At 69.2% G+C, this 19,123-nt stretch carries 16 protein-coding genes; 9 read left to right on the plus strand and 7 right to left on the minus strand.

Annotated features, from left to right (window positions below; all coding sequences use genetic code 11):
- Positions 1 to 248 precede the first annotated feature (248 nt).
- Both BMZ47_RS11510 and pucL read right to left on the minus strand, forming a co-directional pair.
- Positions 249 to 1,733 (minus strand): methyl-accepting chemotaxis protein, encoded by a 1,485-nt coding sequence (locus BMZ47_RS11510; RefSeq protein ID WP_091862134.1) that lies wholly within the window; start codon positions 1,731 to 1,733, stop codon positions 249 to 251.
- Positions 1,734 to 2,514: 781 nt separating this feature from the next.
- The gene (pucL, locus tag BMZ47_RS11515; RefSeq protein WP_091862137.1) at positions 2,515 to 3,357 is read right to left on the minus strand and encodes a factor-independent urate hydroxylase; all 843 of its coding nucleotides are present in this window, start codon (positions 3,355 to 3,357) and stop codon (positions 2,515 to 2,517) included.
- Positions 3,358 to 3,505: 148 nt separating this feature from the next.
- Here pucL and BMZ47_RS11520 point away from each other — a divergent pair, with 148 nt between their 5' ends.
- The 5 genes from BMZ47_RS11520 (at position 3,506) to BMZ47_RS28945 (ending at position 11,295) form a co-directional block, all read left to right on the plus strand.
- Complete coding sequence (locus BMZ47_RS11520) at positions 3,506 to 4,333, plus strand: FAD binding domain-containing protein (RefSeq protein ID WP_091862140.1); 828 nt, start codon at positions 3,506 to 3,508, stop codon at positions 4,331 to 4,333.
- Positions 4,330 to 7,062, plus strand: coding sequence for a molybdopterin-dependent oxidoreductase (locus BMZ47_RS11525; RefSeq protein WP_091862143.1), 2,733 nt, complete (start codon positions 4,330 to 4,332; stop codon positions 7,060 to 7,062). Before BMZ47_RS11520 ends, BMZ47_RS11525 begins: the two co-directional genes overlap by 4 nt.
- The gene (locus BMZ47_RS11530; RefSeq protein ID WP_091862146.1) at positions 7,062 to 8,408 is read left to right on the plus strand and encodes an NCS2 family permease; all 1,347 of its coding nucleotides are present in this window, start codon (positions 7,062 to 7,064) and stop codon (positions 8,406 to 8,408) included. Before BMZ47_RS11525 ends, BMZ47_RS11530 begins: the two co-directional genes overlap by 1 nt.
- A 528-nt stretch (positions 8,409 to 8,936) precedes the next feature.
- Entirely contained in the window at positions 8,937 to 9,998 is a 1,062-nt protein-coding gene (locus BMZ47_RS11535; protein ID WP_230366379.1) for an ion channel, read from the plus strand.
- A 706-nt stretch (positions 9,999 to 10,704) separates the two neighbouring features.
- A complete protein-coding gene (locus tag BMZ47_RS28945) occupies positions 10,705 to 11,295 on the plus strand; it encodes a hypothetical protein (RefSeq protein ID WP_244536799.1) in 591 nt (196 codons plus the stop codon).
- Between the two features lie 68 nt (positions 11,296 to 11,363).
- Here the strand turns inward: BMZ47_RS28945 and BMZ47_RS11550 are convergent, their stop codons facing one another.
- The 4 genes from BMZ47_RS11550 to BMZ47_RS11560 form a co-directional block, all read right to left on the minus strand.
- On the minus strand, positions 11,364 to 11,597 hold the full coding sequence (locus BMZ47_RS11550) for a hypothetical protein (RefSeq protein WP_091862157.1): 234 nt from the start codon (positions 11,595 to 11,597) through the stop codon (positions 11,364 to 11,366).
- Positions 11,598 to 11,648: 51 nt separating this feature from the next.
- Positions 11,649 to 11,801 (minus strand): hypothetical protein, encoded by a 153-nt coding sequence (locus tag BMZ47_RS28540; RefSeq protein ID WP_007563507.1) that lies wholly within the window; start codon positions 11,799 to 11,801, stop codon positions 11,649 to 11,651.
- A gap of 141 nt (positions 11,802 to 11,942) precedes the next feature.
- The gene (locus BMZ47_RS11555) at positions 11,943 to 12,980 is read right to left on the minus strand and encodes a YihY/virulence factor BrkB family protein (protein WP_091862160.1); all 1,038 of its coding nucleotides are present in this window, start codon (positions 12,978 to 12,980) and stop codon (positions 11,943 to 11,945) included.
- Between the two features lie 469 nt (positions 12,981 to 13,449).
- Entirely contained in the window at positions 13,450 to 13,788 is a 339-nt protein-coding gene (locus BMZ47_RS11560; RefSeq protein WP_007563513.1) for a hypothetical protein, read from the minus strand.
- A 1,044-nt stretch (positions 13,789 to 14,832) separates the two neighbouring features.
- On the opposite strand from BMZ47_RS11560, the gene BMZ47_RS11570 reads away from it, so the two are divergent.
- The 3 genes from BMZ47_RS11570 to BMZ47_RS11585 all read left to right on the plus strand — a co-directional run bounded on the left by BMZ47_RS11570 (position 14,833) and on the right by BMZ47_RS11585 (position 17,795).
- Positions 14,833 to 16,509: a methyl-accepting chemotaxis protein gene (locus BMZ47_RS11570; protein ID WP_091862167.1), complete on the plus strand. Its 1,677-nt coding sequence runs from the start codon at positions 14,833 to 14,835 to the stop codon at positions 16,507 to 16,509.
- Positions 16,510 to 17,215: 706 nt separating this feature from the next.
- The gene (locus BMZ47_RS11580; protein WP_007563520.1) at positions 17,216 to 17,467 is read left to right on the plus strand and encodes a hypothetical protein; all 252 of its coding nucleotides are present in this window, start codon (positions 17,216 to 17,218) and stop codon (positions 17,465 to 17,467) included.
- A gap of 103 nt (positions 17,468 to 17,570) precedes the next feature.
- Positions 17,571 to 17,795: a helix-turn-helix domain-containing protein gene (locus tag BMZ47_RS11585; protein ID WP_208601041.1), complete on the plus strand. Its 225-nt coding sequence runs from the start codon at positions 17,571 to 17,573 to the stop codon at positions 17,793 to 17,795.
- A 366-nt stretch (positions 17,796 to 18,161) separates the two neighbouring features.
- Here the strand turns inward: BMZ47_RS11585 and BMZ47_RS11590 are convergent, their stop codons facing one another.
- Positions 18,162 to 18,389, minus strand: a complete 228-nt coding sequence (locus tag BMZ47_RS11590; RefSeq protein ID WP_091862174.1) for a hypothetical protein — start codon at positions 18,387 to 18,389, stop codon at positions 18,162 to 18,164.
- Positions 18,390 to 18,664: 275 nt separating this feature from the next.
- Here BMZ47_RS11590 and BMZ47_RS11595 point away from each other — a divergent pair, with 275 nt between their 5' ends.
- Positions 18,665 to 18,892 carry a hypothetical protein gene (locus BMZ47_RS11595; protein ID WP_007563526.1) on the plus strand — a complete coding sequence of 76 codons (228 nt, stop codon included), beginning with the start codon at positions 18,665 to 18,667 and terminating at the stop codon, positions 18,890 to 18,892.
- The last annotated feature ends 231 nt before the right edge of the window (positions 18,893 to 19,123 follow it).

The following is a 19,123-nucleotide window of genomic DNA, read 5'->3' on the forward strand; positions in this document are numbered from 1 at the left end:
GGCTGGACGTCCCGGCAGCGCTCGCCGAAACGCCGGCCGGCTCCGCTGTAATGGTGACGGCGTTCCGTAGAGAGTTAGATCCAGCCGTTCCGCGTGGGTTCAGGGTGATCGTGAACCGCCGATTCAACCGGATCTTTTCCGGGGAACATGCCGTCCGTGCCGCGGCGACGCCTCGCCGCCACCCGTCGAATCGCCGGCGCTTCGGATCCATCCCTCCCGAAACGCCGGCGCTTGCTGGACCGGTCATCTCACCCCACGGCGCGTGAGGCTTCCCGGACCTGTCGGGTCGCGCGATCGACCTGCTCGGTGGCCCGGGCGATCGTGTCCATGCCGGCCGCGATGCTGGAAACGCCGTGCGAGGCCGTCTGCATGCTGCCGGACATCTCGCGGGTCACCGCCGACTGCTCCTCGACCGCGGCCGCGATGGTCGAGGACACCTCGTTCAGCGTCCGGATCGTGCCCTGGATCGTATCGATCGCGCCCACAGCCTCCCGCGTGGCCGATTGGGTCGCGGCGATCTGGCCGCGGATCTGGTCCGTAGCCCGGCCCGTCTGCTCGGCGAGGGCCTTGACCTCCGAGGCGACCACCGCGAAGCCGCGGCCGGCCTCTCCGGCGCGGGCGGCTTCGATGGTCGCGTTGAGCGCCAGCAGGTTGGTCTGCGCCGCGATGCCGGCGATCAGGCCGACCACGTCGCCGATCTGGGTGGCTTGATCGCTCAGGCCGGCCACGATGCTGCCGGTGTGCTGCGCCTGGGTCACCGCTTGCCCGGCAATCGAGGCCGCGTGGCTCACCTGGCGGCTGATCTCGTTCACCGAGATCGAGAGCTGCTCCGCACCCGAGGCGACCGCCTGGATGTCGTCGGACACCCGACCGACGGTATCGGCGGCCGTCCCGGTCTGCCGCGTCACATCCGTGACGGCCTGCCCGATCGCGTCGAGATCCGTGTCGATCGCTTCCCGGGCCTCGGCCCTGCGCTGGCGTTCGCGGACCTGCGCGGTGATGTCGGTTGCGAACTTGACCACCTTGATGGGCCGACCATTGCCGTCGCTGATCGGGTTGTAGGTCGCCTGGATCCAGATTTCCCGCCCGCCTTTCCCGATCCGCCGATACTCGGCGGACTGGAATTCGCCGCGTGCCAGCGCCGCCCAGAACGCGCGATAGGCCTCGCTGGACCGCTCCGCATCCGTGACGAACACGCCATGGTGGCGGCCGACGATCTCGTCCGCGCTGTAGCCGACCGCGTCGAGGAAGTTCTGGTTGGCGCTCAGGATCGTCCCATCGAGCGCGAAGGCGATCACCGCCTGCGAGCGGTGAAGGGCGGCAATCTGACCGTCGAGGTCGAGGGCGCGCAACTTCTGCGCCGTTATGTCGGTGGCGATCTTGACGATCGTGGTCGGCTTCCCGGCCCGGTCGAGAACCGGGACATAGGACGCCTGGATCCAGACTTCCCGTCCGTCCTTGCCGATGCGCTTGTACTCCGCATTCTGGAAGGTCCCGGCCCGCAGCTTGTCCCAGAATTGCCGGTAGGCGTCGCTCTCGCGCTCGACCGGGTCGACGAACAGGCTGTGGGGGCGCCCCCGGATCTCGCCGAGCGTGTAGCCCATGACCGCCAGGAAATTCGCGTTGGCGTCCAGGATCGTGCCGTCCAGGGCGAACTCGATCGTGGCCAACGACCGATCCAAGGCCGCCCATTTGTCCCGTTGGCTCCGTCCACCCGTCAGGTGATCGAACATCGTTTCCTCCAGATGCGCAGGCCCGTCGCACGGCACAGACCGGCATCGCCATGCGGGATGCCGGCGGCTGGCCCGCCCCAGCATCGGCAGTCTTGGGATGCCAGTAACCGAGGCGCCTTGATCGCAGGTTAAATCGCCGAACCCGTCATAAACTATGACAAATCCGATTCCGTTCGAGCATTTCCAAGAAAAAAATCGCAACCGCACGCAGCGGTTGCAGGCTCGAACTTTGACTTTTGTCTCAACCCGGCAGCCGATGGATGCCTCGGTGGGGCGGAACGACTACCAAGACACCGGATTTTCTAACGTGTGATGGTTTATGCCATGCTCTGGCTGCACGCGATCCGCTGTTGTGGCGGCGTGCCATACGAATGGCGTGGTTGGCCCGGACGGGACGCCGCTCATGCGTGCGCGACGATTGCAGCCCCGCCCGACCGGTGATGCCGCACCATGCGCCGCTGCACAGGGGACTGCGAAGGCTTGCAACGTGTCCGTGCAGGGGCGCTGGCAGGCCGCGCACGGCATCTCAGCACGCGTCACGGGAATGTGAGGCGGACGGCTCCGAATCCCGCACCTGTGGGGTCGGCTCAGCCATCCCGGCGGCTGCGTCGGCGCGGAACCTTAGGCTCCGCGATCTCGGAGGCGCAGCACCGATACAGCCCGCGTTGCAGTCGGACCGGTCTCGTGCGGCCAAGCGATGCTCGTCCGCATCTGCCCCTACGAACCCAGGCACGCGTCGCGCGATAGCGCCGACCCCGCCGGAGCCATACCCGACCGCTTGTCAGGCGGCTCGGCCGATCGTCGCCTCGATCCGGCCATGGGGCTCGTCGGTGGGCAGGAACACCGTACCGGGATTCCCCAGCCCGAAGGGTTTCAGGTCGATCGGCACGTAGTGCTTGTTCGGCATGACGAAGGCGATCTCGGCCACCTCGGGGACGGTCGCGAGCGCGGCCTCACCCATCCGGTACATGCTGTCCTGAACGCCCCGGCTGTAAGTCGTGCCGAAGACTGTGAGCAACGTCGCGAGAATCCGAGCATTGGCGGCCTCATAATCCGCCGGGGCGGCCGACCAGGTCCAGGTCGCGTCCATGCTGGTGGCGGCGATGCGATCGGTGGCGTCCGGGAGCGTCCGGTAGCCGTCCGCGACGAAGCCGGCCCAACCCGATTGGGTGGTCTTCATGAAGGTGTAGCCACGGATCCCGGATCTCAGGATCGATCCGGACCGGGTGGCCTCGAGACCCACATAGCCGGACCCATTGCCGTCCCGGGTGAAGGTGTGGCCGTGCGGAGCACCGTCCACGGCGTGGCGCTGCCAGCGGGTCTCCTCGGCCTCGATCGTCACGGTCTCCACCTGCGGATAGGTCTCGAGCAGCACTTGCGCCACCGCTACTGCAAAGCCTTCCGCGTCGAGGGAGAGGTTTCTGGCGGCCGTCACGTTGACGATGTTCTTCACGCTGTCGGTGGCGATGCAGGCGCGGTTGTCGCCCTCGGTCCAGGCCGCGTCGAAACGCCCGGTCAGGAGCACGGAGAGCGTCAGCTCCCGCGGGACGTGGTGGTCGCCCGAGCGGGTCAGCCGCATCACCCGGACCCGGTCCTTGCCGTATCGCGATGCCGTCAGAGCCATCATGATCCCCGAGTGGACGCCCCGAGCGGGGCCGTGCGGAGCGGGAGCTTAGGGTGGGAGCGGGCGCTTCTCCAATGCGGGGCGGCGCATCGGCAGACATATTGCTAGCCTGACCGGCATCCTGCCGGGAGGATTCCAGGGAGCGGCCGTGGACCTCAACACGATCGAGACCGTCATCCGGCCCCGCGCCCGGGCCGACCTGCCGGACTGGCGCGCCGGCGATGCCTGCCTGGCCGGCGGAACCTGGCTGTTCTCGGAGCCGCAGCCCGAGATGCGGCGTCTCATCGACCTGACGGCGCTCGGCTGGCCGTCCCACACCGTCGCGGCCGAAGGTTTGACCCTGGCCGCGACCTGTACCATCGCCCAGCTCGATCGCTTGGAGCTCCCGCCGGACTGGATCGCCGCCTCGCTGTTCGGGCAATGCTGTCGGGCCCTGCTCGGATCGTTCAAGATCTGGAACGTCGCCACCGTGGGCGGCAACCTGTGCATGGCCCTGCCGGCCGGGCCGATGATTGCTCTGGCCGCGGCCCTGGAGGCGACCTGCACGATCTGGGCGCCGGACGGGACCGAGCGGCACCTGCAGGCGACGGATTTCGTGGTCGGGCCGCAGCGGAATGCGCTCCGCCCGGGGGAGATCTTGCGCAGCCTGTTCCTGCCCGCGGCCGCTCTGGCCCGCCGTGCCGCGTTTCGGCGCATCAGCCTGAGCCCGAACGGCCGGTCCGGCGCGCTTCTGATCGGCACGCGCGGCCCAGGCGGCGCCTTCGCGCTCACCGTCACCGCCTCGACCCGACGGCCCCTGCGCCTCGCCTTCGCCACTCTTCCGGATCCGGACACCCTCCGTCAGGCGCTCGCCGACGCGATTCCGGACGACCTCTGGTACGACGACGTGCACGGAACGCCGGACTGGCGCTGCCACATGACCGTGCACCTCGCGCAGGAGATCCGCGCGGCGCTGGCCGACGAGGTTTCGGCATGAGGCTCACGATCAACGGCCACGCCCATGCCGGCGCGCCGCGCCCCGGACAATGCCTGCGCACCTACCTGCGCGAGGCCGGCTGGTTCGGGGTGAAGAAGGGGTGCGACGCCGGCGATTGCGGTGCCTGCACGGTCCATCTCGATGGCGAGCCCGTCCATAGCTGCCTGCTCCCGGCGTTCCGGGCCGAGGGACGCAGCATCACCACCATCGAAGGCCTGGCCGGGCCCTGCCGGCCGGAGGATCCCGTCCCCGACGCCGTGCACCCGATGCAGGCGGCCTTTCTGGCGGCGCAGGGTTTCCAGTGCGGGTTCTGCACGCCGGGCATGATCATGACCGCCGCCACCCTCGATCAGGGCCAGAAGCGGGATCTCGGCGCCGCCCTGAAGGGCAATCTCTGCCGCTGCACCGGATACCGCGCCATCCGGGACGCCATCGCCGGGATCGCGCATCGCGACACGGCCATGAGCGGCGATCCGGTCGGCCGGAGCCTGCCCGCCCCGGCCGCCCCCGAGGTGGTGACCGGGCGCGCCCGCTTCACCCTCGACGCGCCGCTGGCCGACGCGCTCCATCTCAAGGTCCTGCGCTCCCCCCATGCCCATGCCCGGATCGTGGCGATCGACACCGCGGAGGCGGTCGCCATCCCGGGCGTCGTCGCGGTCCTGACCCATGCGGATTCACCGCAGCGCCGGTTCTCCACCGGCCGCCACCAGGACCCGCGCGACGACGCGGCCGACACGATGGTGCTGGATCCCGTCCTGCGCTTCGTCGGCCAGCGGGTCGCCGCGGTGGTGGCCGAATCCGTGGCGGCCGCGGAGGCCGGATGCCGGGCGCTGCGGGTCACCTACGCGCTGCGTCCCGCGCTCCGCGACCCGGACCTGGCGCTGAATCCGGACGCACCGAAGGTCCACGATCCGGTGGACCGGCCGGGCCACGATGCGCCGCCTCTGATGCGCCACCCGAACCTTGCGGCCGAAGTCCATGGCGCGATCGGCAATGTCGCGGCGGGCTTCGCCGAGGCCGACGTGGTGTACGAAGAAACCTTTCGCGCGCAGCGGGTCCAGCACGGTGCCCTCGAAACCCATGGCTGCGTCGGCTGGCGCGATCCGGACGGACGCCTCACGCTTCGGACCAGCAGCCAGGTGCCGTTCCTGACGCGCGACGCCCTGTGCAACCTGTTCGGCCTGTCGCGGGATTCCGTGCGGGTGGTCTGCGGCCGGGTCGGGGGCGGGTTCGGCGGCAAGCAGGAGATGCTGACCGAGGATCTGGTGGCGCTGGCGGTCCTGCGCACGGGCCGGCCGGTGCTCTGGGAGCTGACCCGCCAGGAGCAGTTCACCGCCACCACCACCCGCCATCCGATGCGGGTCGCCGTGAAGGTCGGCGCGCGCCGCGACGGCCGCCTGACCGCGATCAGCCTCGACGTGCTCTCGGATACGGGGGCCTACGGCAACCATGCCGGCGGCGTGATCCACCATGGCTGCAACGAGGTGCTGGCCGTCTATGCCTGCGCGAACAAGCGGGTCGACGGCTACGCGGTCTACACCAACACGGTGCCGGCCGGCGCCTTCCGGGGCTACGGCCTCAGCCAGACGATCTTCGCGCTGGAATCGGCCCTGGACGAGGTTGCCCGCGCGCTGGCGATCGACCCGTTCGAGCTGCGCCGGATCAACGCCGTGCGGCCGGGCGATCCGATGGTGTCGAACAGCCTCGAGCCGCACGATGTCGTCTACGGCAGCTACGGCCTCGACCAGTGCCTCGACCGCGTCCAGCAAGCCCTGCAGGCCGATCCCGGACCGGAGCCGGAAACCGGCTGGCGCGCGGGCACCGGCATGGCGATGGCCATGATCGACACGATCCCGCCGCGCGGCCACCACGCCGACGCGCAGGTCAGCCTGGAGGCGGATGGTGGCGTCACCCTGCGCGTCGGCACCGCCGAGTTCGGAAACGGCACCGCCACGGTGCACCGCCAGATCGCCGCCTCGGCGCTCGGCATCGCGGCCGACCGCGTCCGCGTCGCGGGCGCCGACACCGATGCGGTCGGCCACGATACCGGCGCCTATGGCAGCACCGGGACCGTCGTTGCCGGCCTCGCGGTGCTGCGCGCGGCCGAGGCGCTGGCGATGCTGATCCGTCGGCGCGCCGCCGCGCTGACCGGTGCCGAGCCGGATGCGTGCCGGCTCACCGGCGGCGCGGTGGAGACACCGGGCGGCCCGCTGGCACTCGCAGAACTCGGCCCGCTCGCCGCGGGCGGCCGGGCGGATGGCAGCCCCCGCTCGGTGGCATTCAACGTCCAGGCCTTCCGGGTTGCGGTCCATCCGGTGAGCGGGGCGGTCCGCATCCTCCGCAGCATCCACGCCGCGGATGCCGGCACGGTGATCAACCCGATGCAGTGCCGCGGCCAGGTCGAGGGCGGGGTCGCGCAGGCGATCGGCGCCGCGCTCTACGAGGATTTTGCGATCGACGCCGCCGGCCGGGTCGTCACGCAGGCGCTGCGCGACTATCACATCCCGGCCTGCGCCGATGTGCCGGACACCGAGGTGCTGTTCGCGCACACCCATGACAGCGTCGGGCCGCTCGGGGCGAAGTCGATGAGCGAGTCGCCGTACAATCCGGTGGCGGCGGCACTCGGCAACGCGATCCGGGACGCTACCGGGGCCCGGCTCACCGCCACGCCGTTCGCGCCCGACAGGATCTTCCGCGCCGTGATGGCCGGCGTGAGCGGGGACGGGTGATGGACATCAAGCGCGACGCTGCGATCCCGGGGCCGGATCGGGCAGGCTTCCTGGAACGTCGGTTCCGGCTCGCCGAGCACGGCACCACCGTGCGCACGGAGCTGCTCGCCGGCCTCACCACCTTCCTGACGATGGCCTACATCGTCTTCATCAACCCGAGCATCCTGGCCGATGCCGGCATGCCCAAGGGCGCAGTGTTCGTGGCGACCTGCCTGGTCGCGGCGCTCGGCTCCCTGGTGATGGCGCTCTACGCCAACTACCCGATCGCCCTGGCCCCCGGGATGGGTCTCAACGCCTATTTCGCCTACGTGGTGGTGCTCGGCATGGGCTTCACCTGGCAGGCGGCGCTCGGGGCGGTGTTCATCTCCGGCCTGTGCTTCCTGGCCGTCACCCTCACGGGCCTGCGCGCGATCATCGTCGAGGGCATCCCGCGCTCGATGCGGATCGCGCTCACGGTTGGGATCGGCCTGTTCCTGGCCGTGATCGCGCTCAAGAACGCCGGCATCATCGCGGCCAGCCCCGCGACCTTCGTGACGCTCGGCGACCTGCACAAGCCGGGGACGGTTCTGGCGGTAATCGGATTCCTGATGGTCGCCGCGCTCTCCGCCCGAAAGGTGAAGGCGGCGCTCCTCAGCAGCATCCTGACCGTGACGGTCCTGAGCTTCTTCTGGGCCGGCAACGCCTTCCAGGGCTTCGTCTCCCTGCCGCCCGCGATCACCCCGACCCTGTTCGCCCTCGACCTCTCCGGCGCGCTCTCGGGCGGCCTGCTCCACGTCGTGCTGGTGCTGTTCTTGGTCGAGCTGTTCGACGCCACCGGCACGCTGATGGGGGTTGCGAGCCGGGCAGGCCTGCTCACCGACGGCCGGATGCAGCGGCTCGACCGGGCGCTGATGGCCGATTCCGCCGCGATCTTCGTGGGCTCGCTGCTCGGCACGTCGAGCACCACCGCGTATCTGGAGAGCGCCTCCGGGGTCGCGGAGGGCGGCCGCACCGGCCTCACCGCCGCCACCGTCGCGGTGCTGTTCCTGGGCTGCCTGTTCTTCGCGCCGCTCGCGGGCGCCGTCCCGCCCTACGCGACCGCGCCGGCCCTGTTCTACGTCGCCTGCCTGATGCTGCGCGAGCTCGTCGACCTCGCCTGGGACGACCCCACCGAGGTGATCCCGGCCTGCGTGACGGCCCTGCTGATGCCGTTCACCTACTCGATCGCCACCGGCGTCGCGTTCGGCTTCATCACCTACGCGGCGCTGAAGCTGCTGACCGGCCGGGCGCGCGAGGTGAAGCCGGTCGTCTGGGTGATCGCTGCCCTGTTCCTGTTCAAGTTCGTCGAGACCGGCAGCGGGCATTGACGGCGTGGAGGGCTCCTATGCAGCTCATGACAAGGACCGCCGAGCCATCATCGAAGGCTTTTGCTCAAATCCTAAAATAATTCCCCGGTTCGTGGCCCAGAGGCATCGCATCGACCGCTATCTCGGAGCGCGGAACCGTCCGTGAGTCAGCCAGGGCTCGGCGTCTTACAGGCATTGACCGAGCGCGCTCGACCATGGTGCGGCCGCGTCTGAGGGCGACGATGCCGTGACGCATCTGACGCGGTTTCTCGGCGCGGTGAAGCGCTCCTGATGCGGGAAGCCTAAGACCGCAATCCCGAATCCGAGGCTTGAGATCCCCCCGCTCGACAGCCGCGATCGCGACCCGTCCGACTTTGCCAGCTCCTCAACGCCGGTGGCGCGCGTAGAGCCTTGCGGCGAAAGTCCGCGCTCGGACGTTGGGGCGGACAGCTGCGGCCAACGGTTTGGCGATCGAAGCCATCGTGAGCGAGCCCGATGATGCGTCCAGCGCGGGTCCGGACCCGGCCCCTCCGCTTCCGTCGTAGCGTCGTGCGTGATCTGCGGAACCGGATCCGGTTCGCCCTCGTCGGCCTGCTGGTCCTCATCGGGCTGCACGTGGCCGCGATGATCGCCTTCGAGGGGCTGAGCCTCGGCGAGGCGGTGTGGCTGACGTTCACCACCATCACCACCACCGGCTACGGCGATCTCTCCGCCAAGACCCCCACCGGGCGGGCCGCCACCATTGTCCTGATCTACCTGTCCGGAATCTTCCTGCTGACCCAGGCCGGCGGTGCCTTCTTCGAATTCCGGATCCTGCGGCGTGAGCGCAAGCGTCGAGGCGAGTGGAGGTGGGACATGCGCGACCACATCGTCTTCGTGAACGCCCCGGCCGACGAGCCCGGCGACTATCTGCGCCGCCTCCTCGACCAGTTGCACCGGTCGCATGCCAACTTCGCCGGCGTGCCGTCCCTGATCCTCACCGAGGCTTTTCCGGACGGCCTGCCGCCCGATCTCGAGGACGATCCGCTCATCGTCCAGCTCAAGGGGCGCTTCGACGATCCCGCTGCGCTGGAAGCGGCCGGTGTCGACCATGCGCGGGTGCTGGTCATCCTGGCCGAGCAGGAGGGCGAGCGGTTATCCGACAGCCGAACCTTCGACATCATCCATCGCCTGCGCGAGCGGGGCATCAAGGTGCGCATCGTCGCCGAGTGCGTCGATGACCTGAACCGTGCGCGCCTGAAGCGGGCCGGGGCGTCGGCGATCGTCAGGCCCCTGCGCGGTTACCCGGAGATGATCGTCCGGGCGATCGTGGCACCCGGCACCGAATGGATCATCGAGCGCCTGTTCTCAAGCGAGGGTGACGAGTGCCTTCGCTTCGACGTCACGGTCGCCGATATCGTCTGGGCGGATGTCGTCTCCGCCATCCTCGCCGGAAACTTCGGCACCCCGGTCGGCTACGCCGATGAGGAGGGCCTGCCCCACAGCAATCCGCCGCCCCACAGCGTCGTGACGGCTCAGGCGCTGTTCGTGCTCGTGGGCGAGACGCAGCGATCGACCGACGCCGCGCTTCAGGGGCTGCTCGACACGCTTGCCAGCCGCCGGAAGGCCTGAGCGCGACGAGCGGGCGCAGGAAAAAGCCCGCCCGATGGCAGATCCATCGGGCGGGCATTCAGCCGCGAACAGAGGTGTCACCGGCAGGCGTGAAGCCGCCGCCACCGTTCCAGGCAGCGGTGACGGCGGCAAGCCACGACCGGACCGATCCAGCCGTCGACGCGGCCCGGCGCGTTACCCTACTTGCTGCTTCCCCCGCCGCCGCCGCCCTGAGGCGCGGCGCGCTCAGGCTGGTTCGCGTTCCCGGCCGCGGACGAGCTGTTGGACCGCGTATCCGCCGGCTGTCCCGTCGGCGACGCCGTCACGGCACCATCGCTGCCGGTGGTGCTGTTTTGCGGGGTGACCACGCCCGAGGCGCCCGGATTTGCCGGCGTGGGAGCCGTGGTGGGCGCCTGTGCAGAGGCCTGCCCGGCGAGCAGAAGGCTGGAAACGGCGGCTACCGTGAGAACGCGAATGAGCATGGGGACCTCAGCGTGATCTGGAGGGTAAGGGACGCATGGACGAGTGCCTTTGCTAGTGCCGGGCCCTTCGCCGTTGGACCCAGGTCATCGCGGGGCGTCGCATAGGGTGGCGCCGCATCCGAACGTCGGTGCGCATGGCGGACGGTGACGAGGCGCCCGCCCCCGGTCCGGCGGGAACAGCGGCAGCGGGAAGGCTCAAGCCGGCCAGGCCGGCACCGGCGAGCGCGGCGAGAATGAACAGACGCATGGCGGTCCTCCTGGCCTCGGCGCAGCAGGACGGCGTCGGCTTATGGGGAAGCCCCGACACGCGGTTCCGGTTCAATGAGCTTCCGTTGCCGCGGCCATCGTCCATCCCCAGGCACAAAGCATCACGTCGCTGCGGCGTGCGCAGCCGCGCGAATGCCCCCGGTCCGACGAGCGAGCCGCGTGATCGGCCGGCCCTGATCGCACGCATCGTCAGGCATCGGGGACCAGGGCCCAACTCGCGCGTTGGCCGCCTCATACAGTCCCGCCTGGAGCGTCCGATGCTCGTCCGATCCGCACTCCTTCTGACAGCCTTGACGTCGGGCGCTCACGCGGCCGCGTTCGACGACGTGAAGGGATATCTGGCGTCCTGCCTCCGGTTCGAGATGAACGGCGCCGATGCGCAACGGGGGGCGACGCCGGCATCCCGGGTGCGCTTCGCGCTGGAGCGGTGCGGGCCCGAATTCGATCGCCTCGAGCGGGCGGACGGACGGCGCCTCCGCAGCGATGGCGGGATCAGCCCCTCGACCAAGGCTGTGATCGAGAGCGTCATGGGCCTGAGCGGGAACGGCTTCTCCGCCGTCCGGTACTGACGATCCGGCCGCTCCGACGGTGGCCGGTGGGTTCGATCCGGCCACCGCAGATGGGGCCTCTCGGCCGTTCACTCCGGCTGCTGCGTTTCCGCCGGCGCCTTCTCGTCGGCCGGCACGTGTGTGCCGCCGTGCTCGATCGTCCGCTTCGCCTCATCGTTGCGCGGCGCGCCGATATCACCGGGCTCCGACGCCCCGAGCGAGCGCGGGCCCTGTGAGGTCCCACGGACCGGTGCGTCCTCGTAGCCGCGCTCGCCCGGTGGCGTCTCGGCGGGGTCGGTTTCGGAGCGCTTCGGGTCGATCATGGTGGCGTCCCCCTTCGTGTCGGTCTTCGGGCAGCGGGCAAGCGGCCCGGCTCACGTCGGCTGCACCTCGGTGTCCTCGACGGCGGGATCGTCCTCTTCCGGCACGGTCGGCTTGGGGGGCGGCTCGATCTCGTCGAGGCGGGACGGATCCTCGATCAATGCGCCCGGATCCTCGCCCGGCATCGGGGTGTCAGCCTGAATCATGATGTGCGCCTCCGTGGTATCAGCGCTACGCTCCGTGAGCCCGGGCGTTCCCGTTCGATGCAGCTGTTCCCACTCTGTCGAGCGACGAGGCCTCGGGGGCATGACCGGTGCTGCGCTGGCGCGCCCCGGGTTCGCGCGCTCCTATGAGGGGCCAACGGTGTCGGCGGCAAACGCCTGCCGGGATCCGAGAGGCTTCGGATGGCCGGTCGTGCTGTCGCGCGCCGTTTGTCGCTCCATCTCGGCGTTCAGCTCAGCGCCGAGCAGGACGATGACCACCGACAGCCAAATCCAGGTCATGAGCCCAACGCCGGCGCCCAGCGAGCCGTAGATCCGGTTGTAGCTGTCGAAGCTGGCGACGTACCAGGAAAACAGGGCTGAGGCGCAGACCCAGCCGAGCGCTGCGACGAAGCTGCCCCAGCTGACCCAACGCCACTTGGCCTCCCGCCGGCTCGGCCCATACCGATAGACCAGCGACAGGCCGAGACTCACGAGGATGAGGAGGGCCGGCCAGCGCAGGATCCGCAGGAAGGTGTCTGTCCGCGCGCCCAGGCCGATCTGGTTCAGCAGGAGGGGCAGGCCGACCAACATGCCGGTGGCGGCGACGACAATGAGGATCCCGCTGAGCGTGAACAGGAAGGTCGTCGCGTAGAGGTGCACCAGGGTCCGCTTCTCACGCTCCCTGTAGATCACGTTGAGCGCGTCGAAGAGCGCGCCCACGCCTGAATTCGCGCTCCAGAACGCGATCACAAGGCTGACCACCGACGCGGCGCTGAGCGTTCCGGTGCTTTGCTTGGTTATGCGCAGGAGCTGGTCGGCCAGGAGTTCGAGCACCCCGTTGGGGAGAACGCCCGTGAGCAGGCTCAGATGTTGGCTCAGGACGCTCGGGTCCGAGAAGAGGCTGTAGAGCGAAACGATCGTCGCGAGACCCGGGAAGGTCGACAGCAGGGTGAAGAAGGCGACGCCCCCGGCCGTGGAGAGGACACGGTCCCGGGGCACGGCCCAGAAGACGCGGTAGAGAATATCGCGCCACCCCGGAACCGGGATCTGCGTGGGTCGATCCGCCATGCGGCCGTGGCCCGGTTCGCGCGCCCGAGCGTGAGCCGCCTGGATCGCCGCGTCGTCAGGCGTGCGCGTGCTGACCGAGCGCCAGTCCTCACCGTCTGTCTCGTCTGGAGTCATGAGGCCCGCCGCGCAGGATAGCGCGGATCCTGTAAGCCGATTGCCGGTCTGTCCAGTGCGGCCGCGGGCCCGCTGCCTGTCCGGGCATCGCGCCGGTGAGCTCCGTTTCCCGAGCGGCATCGACCACGACACGCCATGCGGCACGCCCGGATGAAATCGTTCCGCAATGCAGCGTGTTCGATCGCACCGCACAGGACGGGCCGATCAGGCATCGTCATTGCAGATGGTTTCGACGGGCCTCGCTGAGGCCCCCGCACGAGGAATGGAGCGCACGCTATGGTCTTGAAGGGCTTCTCCTACGCGATGATCGGCGCCTTCGCGGGCGGCCTGGCGATGACGGTGGCCGGTTCGGCCGGGGTGCTGTTCGGCATTTGAGCCGCCGGCCCCTGGCGGGCGACCGATCGAAAACTGACGGATCTGCGGCGGGGTGCGAGCCCCGCCGTTTTCGTGTGCGGGCCTGGGCCTAAGACTATGGGCGCCAGGCGGGCAGATCCGTCCAGGCCTCGCGGACGTATTCGAGACGCTGCGCGGCGCGGGCGGGGTCGATCTGTGCGATCTGCTCCAGGACATCACGCATGGCCTCGGATCCACCCAGCGCGGCAGCCGCCTCGCCCTGGCGACGCATCGCGGAGCGGTGGGCTCGCATGGCGGGTCCAGCCTTCGGTCCGGCTTCGATTGCCTCGAGCGTCCTGATCAGGGCGGCCACGATGGGGGCAGCCTCGCGCCAGGAGGGTGCCGGCGACGGGTCGAGCTCGGGCGCAGAGCTCGGGGCCGGCGCCGCGAAGTTGGTGGTCAGCGGGCGCTTCATGAAAAGGCTCCTCAGACGCTGGAAGAGGGACTGATAAGCGCTCTCAGGCGCTGGCACAGGGGGGCGCGCGTATGGCCCGGAGGCTTTGACCGCGCAGGTCCGGCGCGGGGAAGGTCTCACGCCCCATCCTGCCGGGTCCAGGCGCTCCGCCCGGCGCGCGCACGACGCCGGCCGGGCCTGTGGGGATCGGCGAGGATCCTGTCCGGCCCAGGCGCGCCGAAAAGGCTGCCGCCCTCCTGTTCCGGGTCGAGCCGCCTGACGGCCGGGACCGTCCACTCCGTCCGCCCACCGCTGATCGCCATCCCGTCCGGCCAGGAGACCATCTGCGAAGCGGGTGCCGAAGCCCTCCGGATGGCCCGAAACGGCATCCGCCTCAGGCGTGTTCCGGAACACGTCGGCCCGGAAAGCCTGGGCCTACATCGGATTCACACCGCGACGGCAGTCGCGAACCCGATGGAGACGACGATGACCTGGACGAACCGCATCACCATAGCCGCGGCCCTGATCGGCGGCGCTGTCGCGCTGATGACCTACGCGCAGGCGCTGGGCCTGCCCGCTCACTTCGCCTGAGTGGGATGGAAAAGCTCCGACCCGGTTCGAGCAAGGCGTCGGCGGGCCTCGAACGCGGCCATCGCCTTGTCGGCGACGGCACCGCCGGCCGTCCGTCGCCTGTCCCATCGCACCCGCAGGGCCCGATCCGGCGTGAGGGCGCGAAGGGCGCGGCGGGATCGCGGCGCCCCGAGATCGGGCCTGGTGGCGTATCAAGCGATAGCCTGAACGAGCCTGAACGAGCGAAACAACGCCCCTGTGACGACCTAAAGTATAGTACTACAAATGCCATCCTGTTCGGAACAATACATATATTCGATGCCTAACTTGTGGCGTGTATTAGAGTTCATTAACCGCCACTGGCCATAGACCTCTGTCGTAGCTCTGCTGTGAGGTGCGGACGGCCATATCGCGCGTTAAGGCGCCGGGCCGGGCGCGACGCGCCATGGCACGCTCACGCATGCGCGGCCTCGGCGCAGCTCGCGGTAGGATCTTATGGCACTTCGCATCGGCACGCGCATACAAGCCATGACGCTGACCGCCCTGGGCGGCATGGCGGTCCTGATCGGGCTGTCGACCTGGGATATGTCCCAAACGGTCACGGATGCCCGCGAGCTGAAGACCCGCGACCTCGTCGAGACCGCGCAGGGGGTTCTCACCTATTTCGAGGGCGAGGAGCGCGCCGGCCGGATGAGCCGCGATGCGGCGCAGCACGCAGCCGTGGCGGCGGTTCAAGGCCTGCACTACGCCGGAAGCGAGTACTTCTGGATCCAGGACATGCAACCGCGCATGGTATCGCATCCGAAGACCGAGCTGATCGGCAAAGACATCGGCGGGATCGTCGACCCGGCCGGCAAGCACGTGTTCCTGGATGTCGTCGAGCTGGTGAAGCAATCGGGCGCGGGCTTCGTCCCATACCTGTGGCCCAAGCCGGGCCTCGACCAGCCGGTTGCGAAGATCTCCTACGTCAGGGGCTTCGCGCCCTGGGGGTGGATCATCGGCTCCGGCATCTATGCGGACGACACGGCTGCCCAGATGCGCCCGACCCTGATGCGTCTGCTCGGCGGGGCGGCTATCGTCGCGGCCCTGATCGGCATCCTGGCCACGCTCATCGGCCGCAGCGTCGTGCGGCCGTTGCGGGCCATGACGGAGTTCATGACCGGTCTCGCCGCCGGGGATCTCAGCCGCAAGGTGCTGGGCGCCGAGCGCCGCGACGAGATCGGCACGATGGCGGCGGCCGCGCAGGTGTTCAAGGACAACCTGATCCGCACCCAGGCGCTGGAAGCCGAGACGGCCCAGGCGCGTCTGGCCGCCGAGGCACAGCGCAAGGCCGGCATGCGCCAGATGGCCGATGGCTTCGAGGCGGCCGTCGGCAGCATCATCGGCCTGGTATCCGCGTCGGCCGCGAAACTGCAGAGCACCGCTCAAACGATGACCGCGACCGCGACCGAGACCGCCAGCCAGTCGATGACGGTGGCGGCGGCCGCGGAGGAGGCGTCCTCGAACGTGAACACCGTGGCAGCCGCCGCCGAGGAGCTGGGCTCGTCCGTGCAGGAGATCGGCCGGCAGGTCAGCGGCTCGGCCGAATTGGCGCGGCTCGCCGTCAGCGAAGCGGATCAGACCGGCGCGCTGGTTCAGGAGCTGAGCACAGCGGTCGGCCGGATCGGCGATGTCGTCGGGCTGATCTCGTCGATCGCCGGCCAGACCAACCTGCTGGCGCTCAACGCCACGATCGAGGCGGCCCGCGCCGGCACCGCCGGGAAGGGCTTCGCGGTGGTCGCCTCAGAGGTGAAGGCGCTGGCCGAGCAGACCGCGAAAGCGACCAACGACATATCCGGCCAGATCGCGCGGATCCAGGCCTCGACCGGCGGCGCCGTGACGGCGATCGGCTCGATCACGGCGCGCATCCAGGAGATCAGCGGCGTGGCGACCTCGATCGCCGCGGCGGTCGAGCAGCAGGGTGCGGCCACCCAGGAGATCGTGCGCAATGTCGGCCAGGCAGCGGCGGGCACCGGCGAGGTGACCAGCAACATTTCCGGCGTCGCCAGGGCGGCCGAGGAGACCAGCGCGGCAGCGAGCCAGGTGCTGGGGTCGGCCTCGGAGCTCTCGCGGCAATCTGAGCACCTCGCGGCCGAGGTCGGGGGCTTCCTCGCCACCGTGCGCGCTGCCTGAGACGGTCGGGTTTTCCCGGGCCGCACCGGCCCGGGTCACCGCGGGGCGGCCCCTCCACCGAGTGAAGAGGTAGCCCGCTCGGCCTTGATCGGCCGGCCTCCGCCTCAACGGCCCGCGGCCGCCTATTCGTGGGGCTCGGTCGGCTCGACGCTTTGGCTCAATTGGCCGCCCTGGGGTGTCCCCATCGGGCTGTGCTTGTCGCCACCGGTGGGACCCGATCCGTCGTTAGTCCCGGCGTTGTAACGGCTGGTCTCACGGCGCTGGTTCCGGGGCGGATCCTTATGCTTTGTGAGCGGCCGCCATGGAGCTGCTGGCGCGCCCAGACGGAGGAGCTGCGGAGAGCGCGTCAGCCATATGGCCATCACCACCCACGGGACGACGAAAACCACGAAAGCAGTCAAACCCATGGCGCAAATCCAGATTTTCGCTAATGGATCTTGGAGAAACGCGCCGAAAACTGTTTTTGATCCTTCATGAAATCTGTATCCGTGCCGGGCGCGGTTGCCGACGGCGCACGCTGTCCGGCCGAAGGCCATGGACGAGCTGCTCGGCGGCCGAACGCGAAAGAGGGCTGCAGCAGCGCGTCCGTTTCACAAGGCCCTGGATAAACAGGGCCACGGTGCAACTCTGGGTGTTGAATGGCAGCAGCCACACTCGTAACACCCCAGCGAGGGTTCGTAGGCCCTCGTGAGAGTGGGCGCTTCTCATGGATGAGGTCGAGGAGCGGCGGCACGTCGTACTGCGCAACCTCGCCGTGCATGCCGGCGCGGCGCGAGGCCGGCTGCGTCTGTCCTTGGACGCCGCCGCGCGCCTGGCCTGCCTCGCGCCGGAGGTCATTGCGGCGATCGAGAACGGCAGCGGCTGCGCGTCCTCCCTCACGGTCGCGACACATCTCGCCCTGTTCCTCGGGCTGACCGAGCTCGGCCTGCCGCGCCCTCGGCCCGCCGGGATGGAGTAGCCTGTCGTCAAAAAACGCGGCGGGGGAAACTTCGGCCAGGCCGCTCACGTACCGGTCGCCCATGAGCGACATACACGACAAGCCGACCTCTCTGGATGCCGCGTTGGCGACGCAGATTCATGCTGCTCGCCTACGCGGCGCCTACTCGGTCGAGACGTTGGCCGCGCTCGCTCGGGTCGATGCCGAGCTGATCACCGCGCTGGAGAATGGCGCGCAGATCGCCGACGTCGGGGCCCGGGACCGGATCATGGACGTTCTCGGTCTACGTCCGGATGGCCATCGCTACCCTGCCAGGTCGGTCGATCCCAATCTGCGCTCCCAGGGTTGAGCCTGCGGCCCGGGCTGCCTGTCTGCCGCGAGGTTTTGGTCCCGCCCCGCGTCGCGCTCGCCCTGAAACACTTCGATGCGGGCGTCTCGTTCCCTGGCGTCGATCACGGTTTCAACGAGGCTGTCCCGGATAACAGCCGGCTGCTCGCTTAGCTCGCCATGCTGGGTCGCCAGGGCGAGGGGCCGAACGGCCCCTGACGCGACGGCCTCAGCTTCACCAGCGAGACGCCGGGAACCGGCCCATGATCGCCTGCCGGACCGTACCGGTCCGCCGCAAGAACTGCGATATTGCAAAGTTCTCGACCACGCTTGGGAATAAGCGGGCTTTCAACAACCCATCATCGCCCGGCCAGAGACTAGGCCGTGTTCAGACGAATTCCGACAGCATCAGTTCCAGCTGAACATCGGCCAAGTAGTTCATGAGCCGATCAGCCATGCCGGGGCTCGCGCACTCGACCGAGACCGGGATGGGGAGGTCGGCCCGTGGAACGCCGGCGATCACGGATTCGGCCTTGAGCGCAGCCTCACGCGCGGAAGACGCGGCGACGAGGCGTGCGCCCTGAGGAGTCTCGATCAGGATTGCGATGCTGGCCATGGCGCCTTCAACGAATGCATCGTCAGGATCGTTTCGTCCTTTCCACATCTTCTTCGGCCATCGTATTGCACCGCCGCTTGAGGCCACGGCATAGCGCGAGCCACCGTCCGCCTCGCTCGATGCCCGCCGGCGGTACCGCTACGAAAAACCGGTGCCGCGACATGATCGTGCGGTCGGACAGTTGCGCATGAGCGGTCGGCCGAGCGGCATCGTTTTGGTCAATGCGAAGGGGGCTGTGTGGCATGGCGCATGAGGGGCGACGTCCTCAATCTCGCATGGGCTTGGCCGTGGCGGTGGCCTTGGGGGTCGCGCTGGCCGGCGCCGGCACGATCGGATGGCGCTGGTACAGCTACGTGACGGCCGGCGCGTCGCCCTACGATGAGGTCGGGATCGAGGTGAACCGGCGCTTGCCCGAGCCCCTTCGGGCATGGGGCTGCGCACGGATCAAGGAGCGGTTCCCCCGCGCCGTGCCGCCCTACGGATGCCAGCCGGGCCAAATCTGATTGGCTTGGCCCACTTCATCAGCGCGAGCGTGCCGCGCCCGGCGAGCCATTGAAAGGCCCGGGTCGATCGAGCCAGCGCGGCGCACGTTAACCCTTCGGCAGCGGGAAGGCTGACGCACCTGTGGGGTTCGGCCGCTCCCGGTCCGCGGACCGCAGCGGCGACGGAGGCGCGGGGCAATTGCGGGGTCCGCCGATCATCCCCCTTCGCTAAGCTTGAAAACACTCACGCCT

This window comes from Methylobacterium brachiatum, assembly GCF_900113845.1.
Taxonomy (GTDB): domain Bacteria; phylum Pseudomonadota; class Alphaproteobacteria; order Rhizobiales; family Beijerinckiaceae; genus Methylobacterium; species Methylobacterium brachiatum.

Bases quoted from the DNA above. Each gene is read 5' to 3' on its own strand.
- BMZ47_RS11550 (WP_091862157.1), bottom strand. From the start codon at position 11,597: ATGATCGACCCGAAGCGCTCCGAAACCGACCCCGCCGAGACGCCACCG.
- BMZ47_RS11510 (WP_091862134.1), bottom strand. From the start codon at position 1,733: ATGTTCGATCACCTGACGGGTGGACGGAGCCAACGGGACAAATGGGCG.
- BMZ47_RS28540 (WP_007563507.1), bottom strand. From the start codon at position 11,801: ATGATTCAGGCTGACACCCCGATGCCGGGCGAGGATCCGGGCGCATTG.
- BMZ47_RS28945 (WP_244536799.1), top strand. From the start codon at position 10,705: ATGGCGGTCCTCCTGGCCTCGGCGCAGCAGGACGGCGTCGGCTTATGG.
- BMZ47_RS11525 (WP_091862143.1), top strand. From the start codon at position 4,330: ATGAGGCTCACGATCAACGGCCACGCCCATGCCGGCGCGCCGCGCCCC.
- BMZ47_RS11570 (WP_091862167.1), top strand. From the start codon at position 14,833: ATGGCACTTCGCATCGGCACGCGCATACAAGCCATGACGCTGACCGCC.
- BMZ47_RS11530 (WP_091862146.1), top strand. From the start codon at position 7,062: ATGGACATCAAGCGCGACGCTGCGATCCCGGGGCCGGATCGGGCAGGC.
- BMZ47_RS11595 (WP_007563526.1), top strand. From the start codon at position 18,665: ATGGGCTTGGCCGTGGCGGTGGCCTTGGGGGTCGCGCTGGCCGGCGCC.
- BMZ47_RS11555 (WP_091862160.1), bottom strand. From the start codon at position 12,980: ATGACTCCAGACGAGACAGACGGTGAGGACTGGCGCTCGGTCAGCACG.
- BMZ47_RS11560 (WP_007563513.1), bottom strand. From the start codon at position 13,788: ATGAAGCGCCCGCTGACCACCAACTTCGCGGCGCCGGCCCCGAGCTCT.
- BMZ47_RS11590 (WP_091862174.1), bottom strand. From the start codon at position 18,389: ATGGCCAGCATCGCAATCCTGATCGAGACTCCTCAGGGCGCACGCCTC.
- BMZ47_RS11580 (WP_007563520.1), top strand. From the start codon at position 17,216: ATGGATGAGGTCGAGGAGCGGCGGCACGTCGTACTGCGCAACCTCGCC.
- pucL (WP_091862137.1), bottom strand. From the start codon at position 3,357: ATGGCTCTGACGGCATCGCGATACGGCAAGGACCGGGTCCGGGTGATG.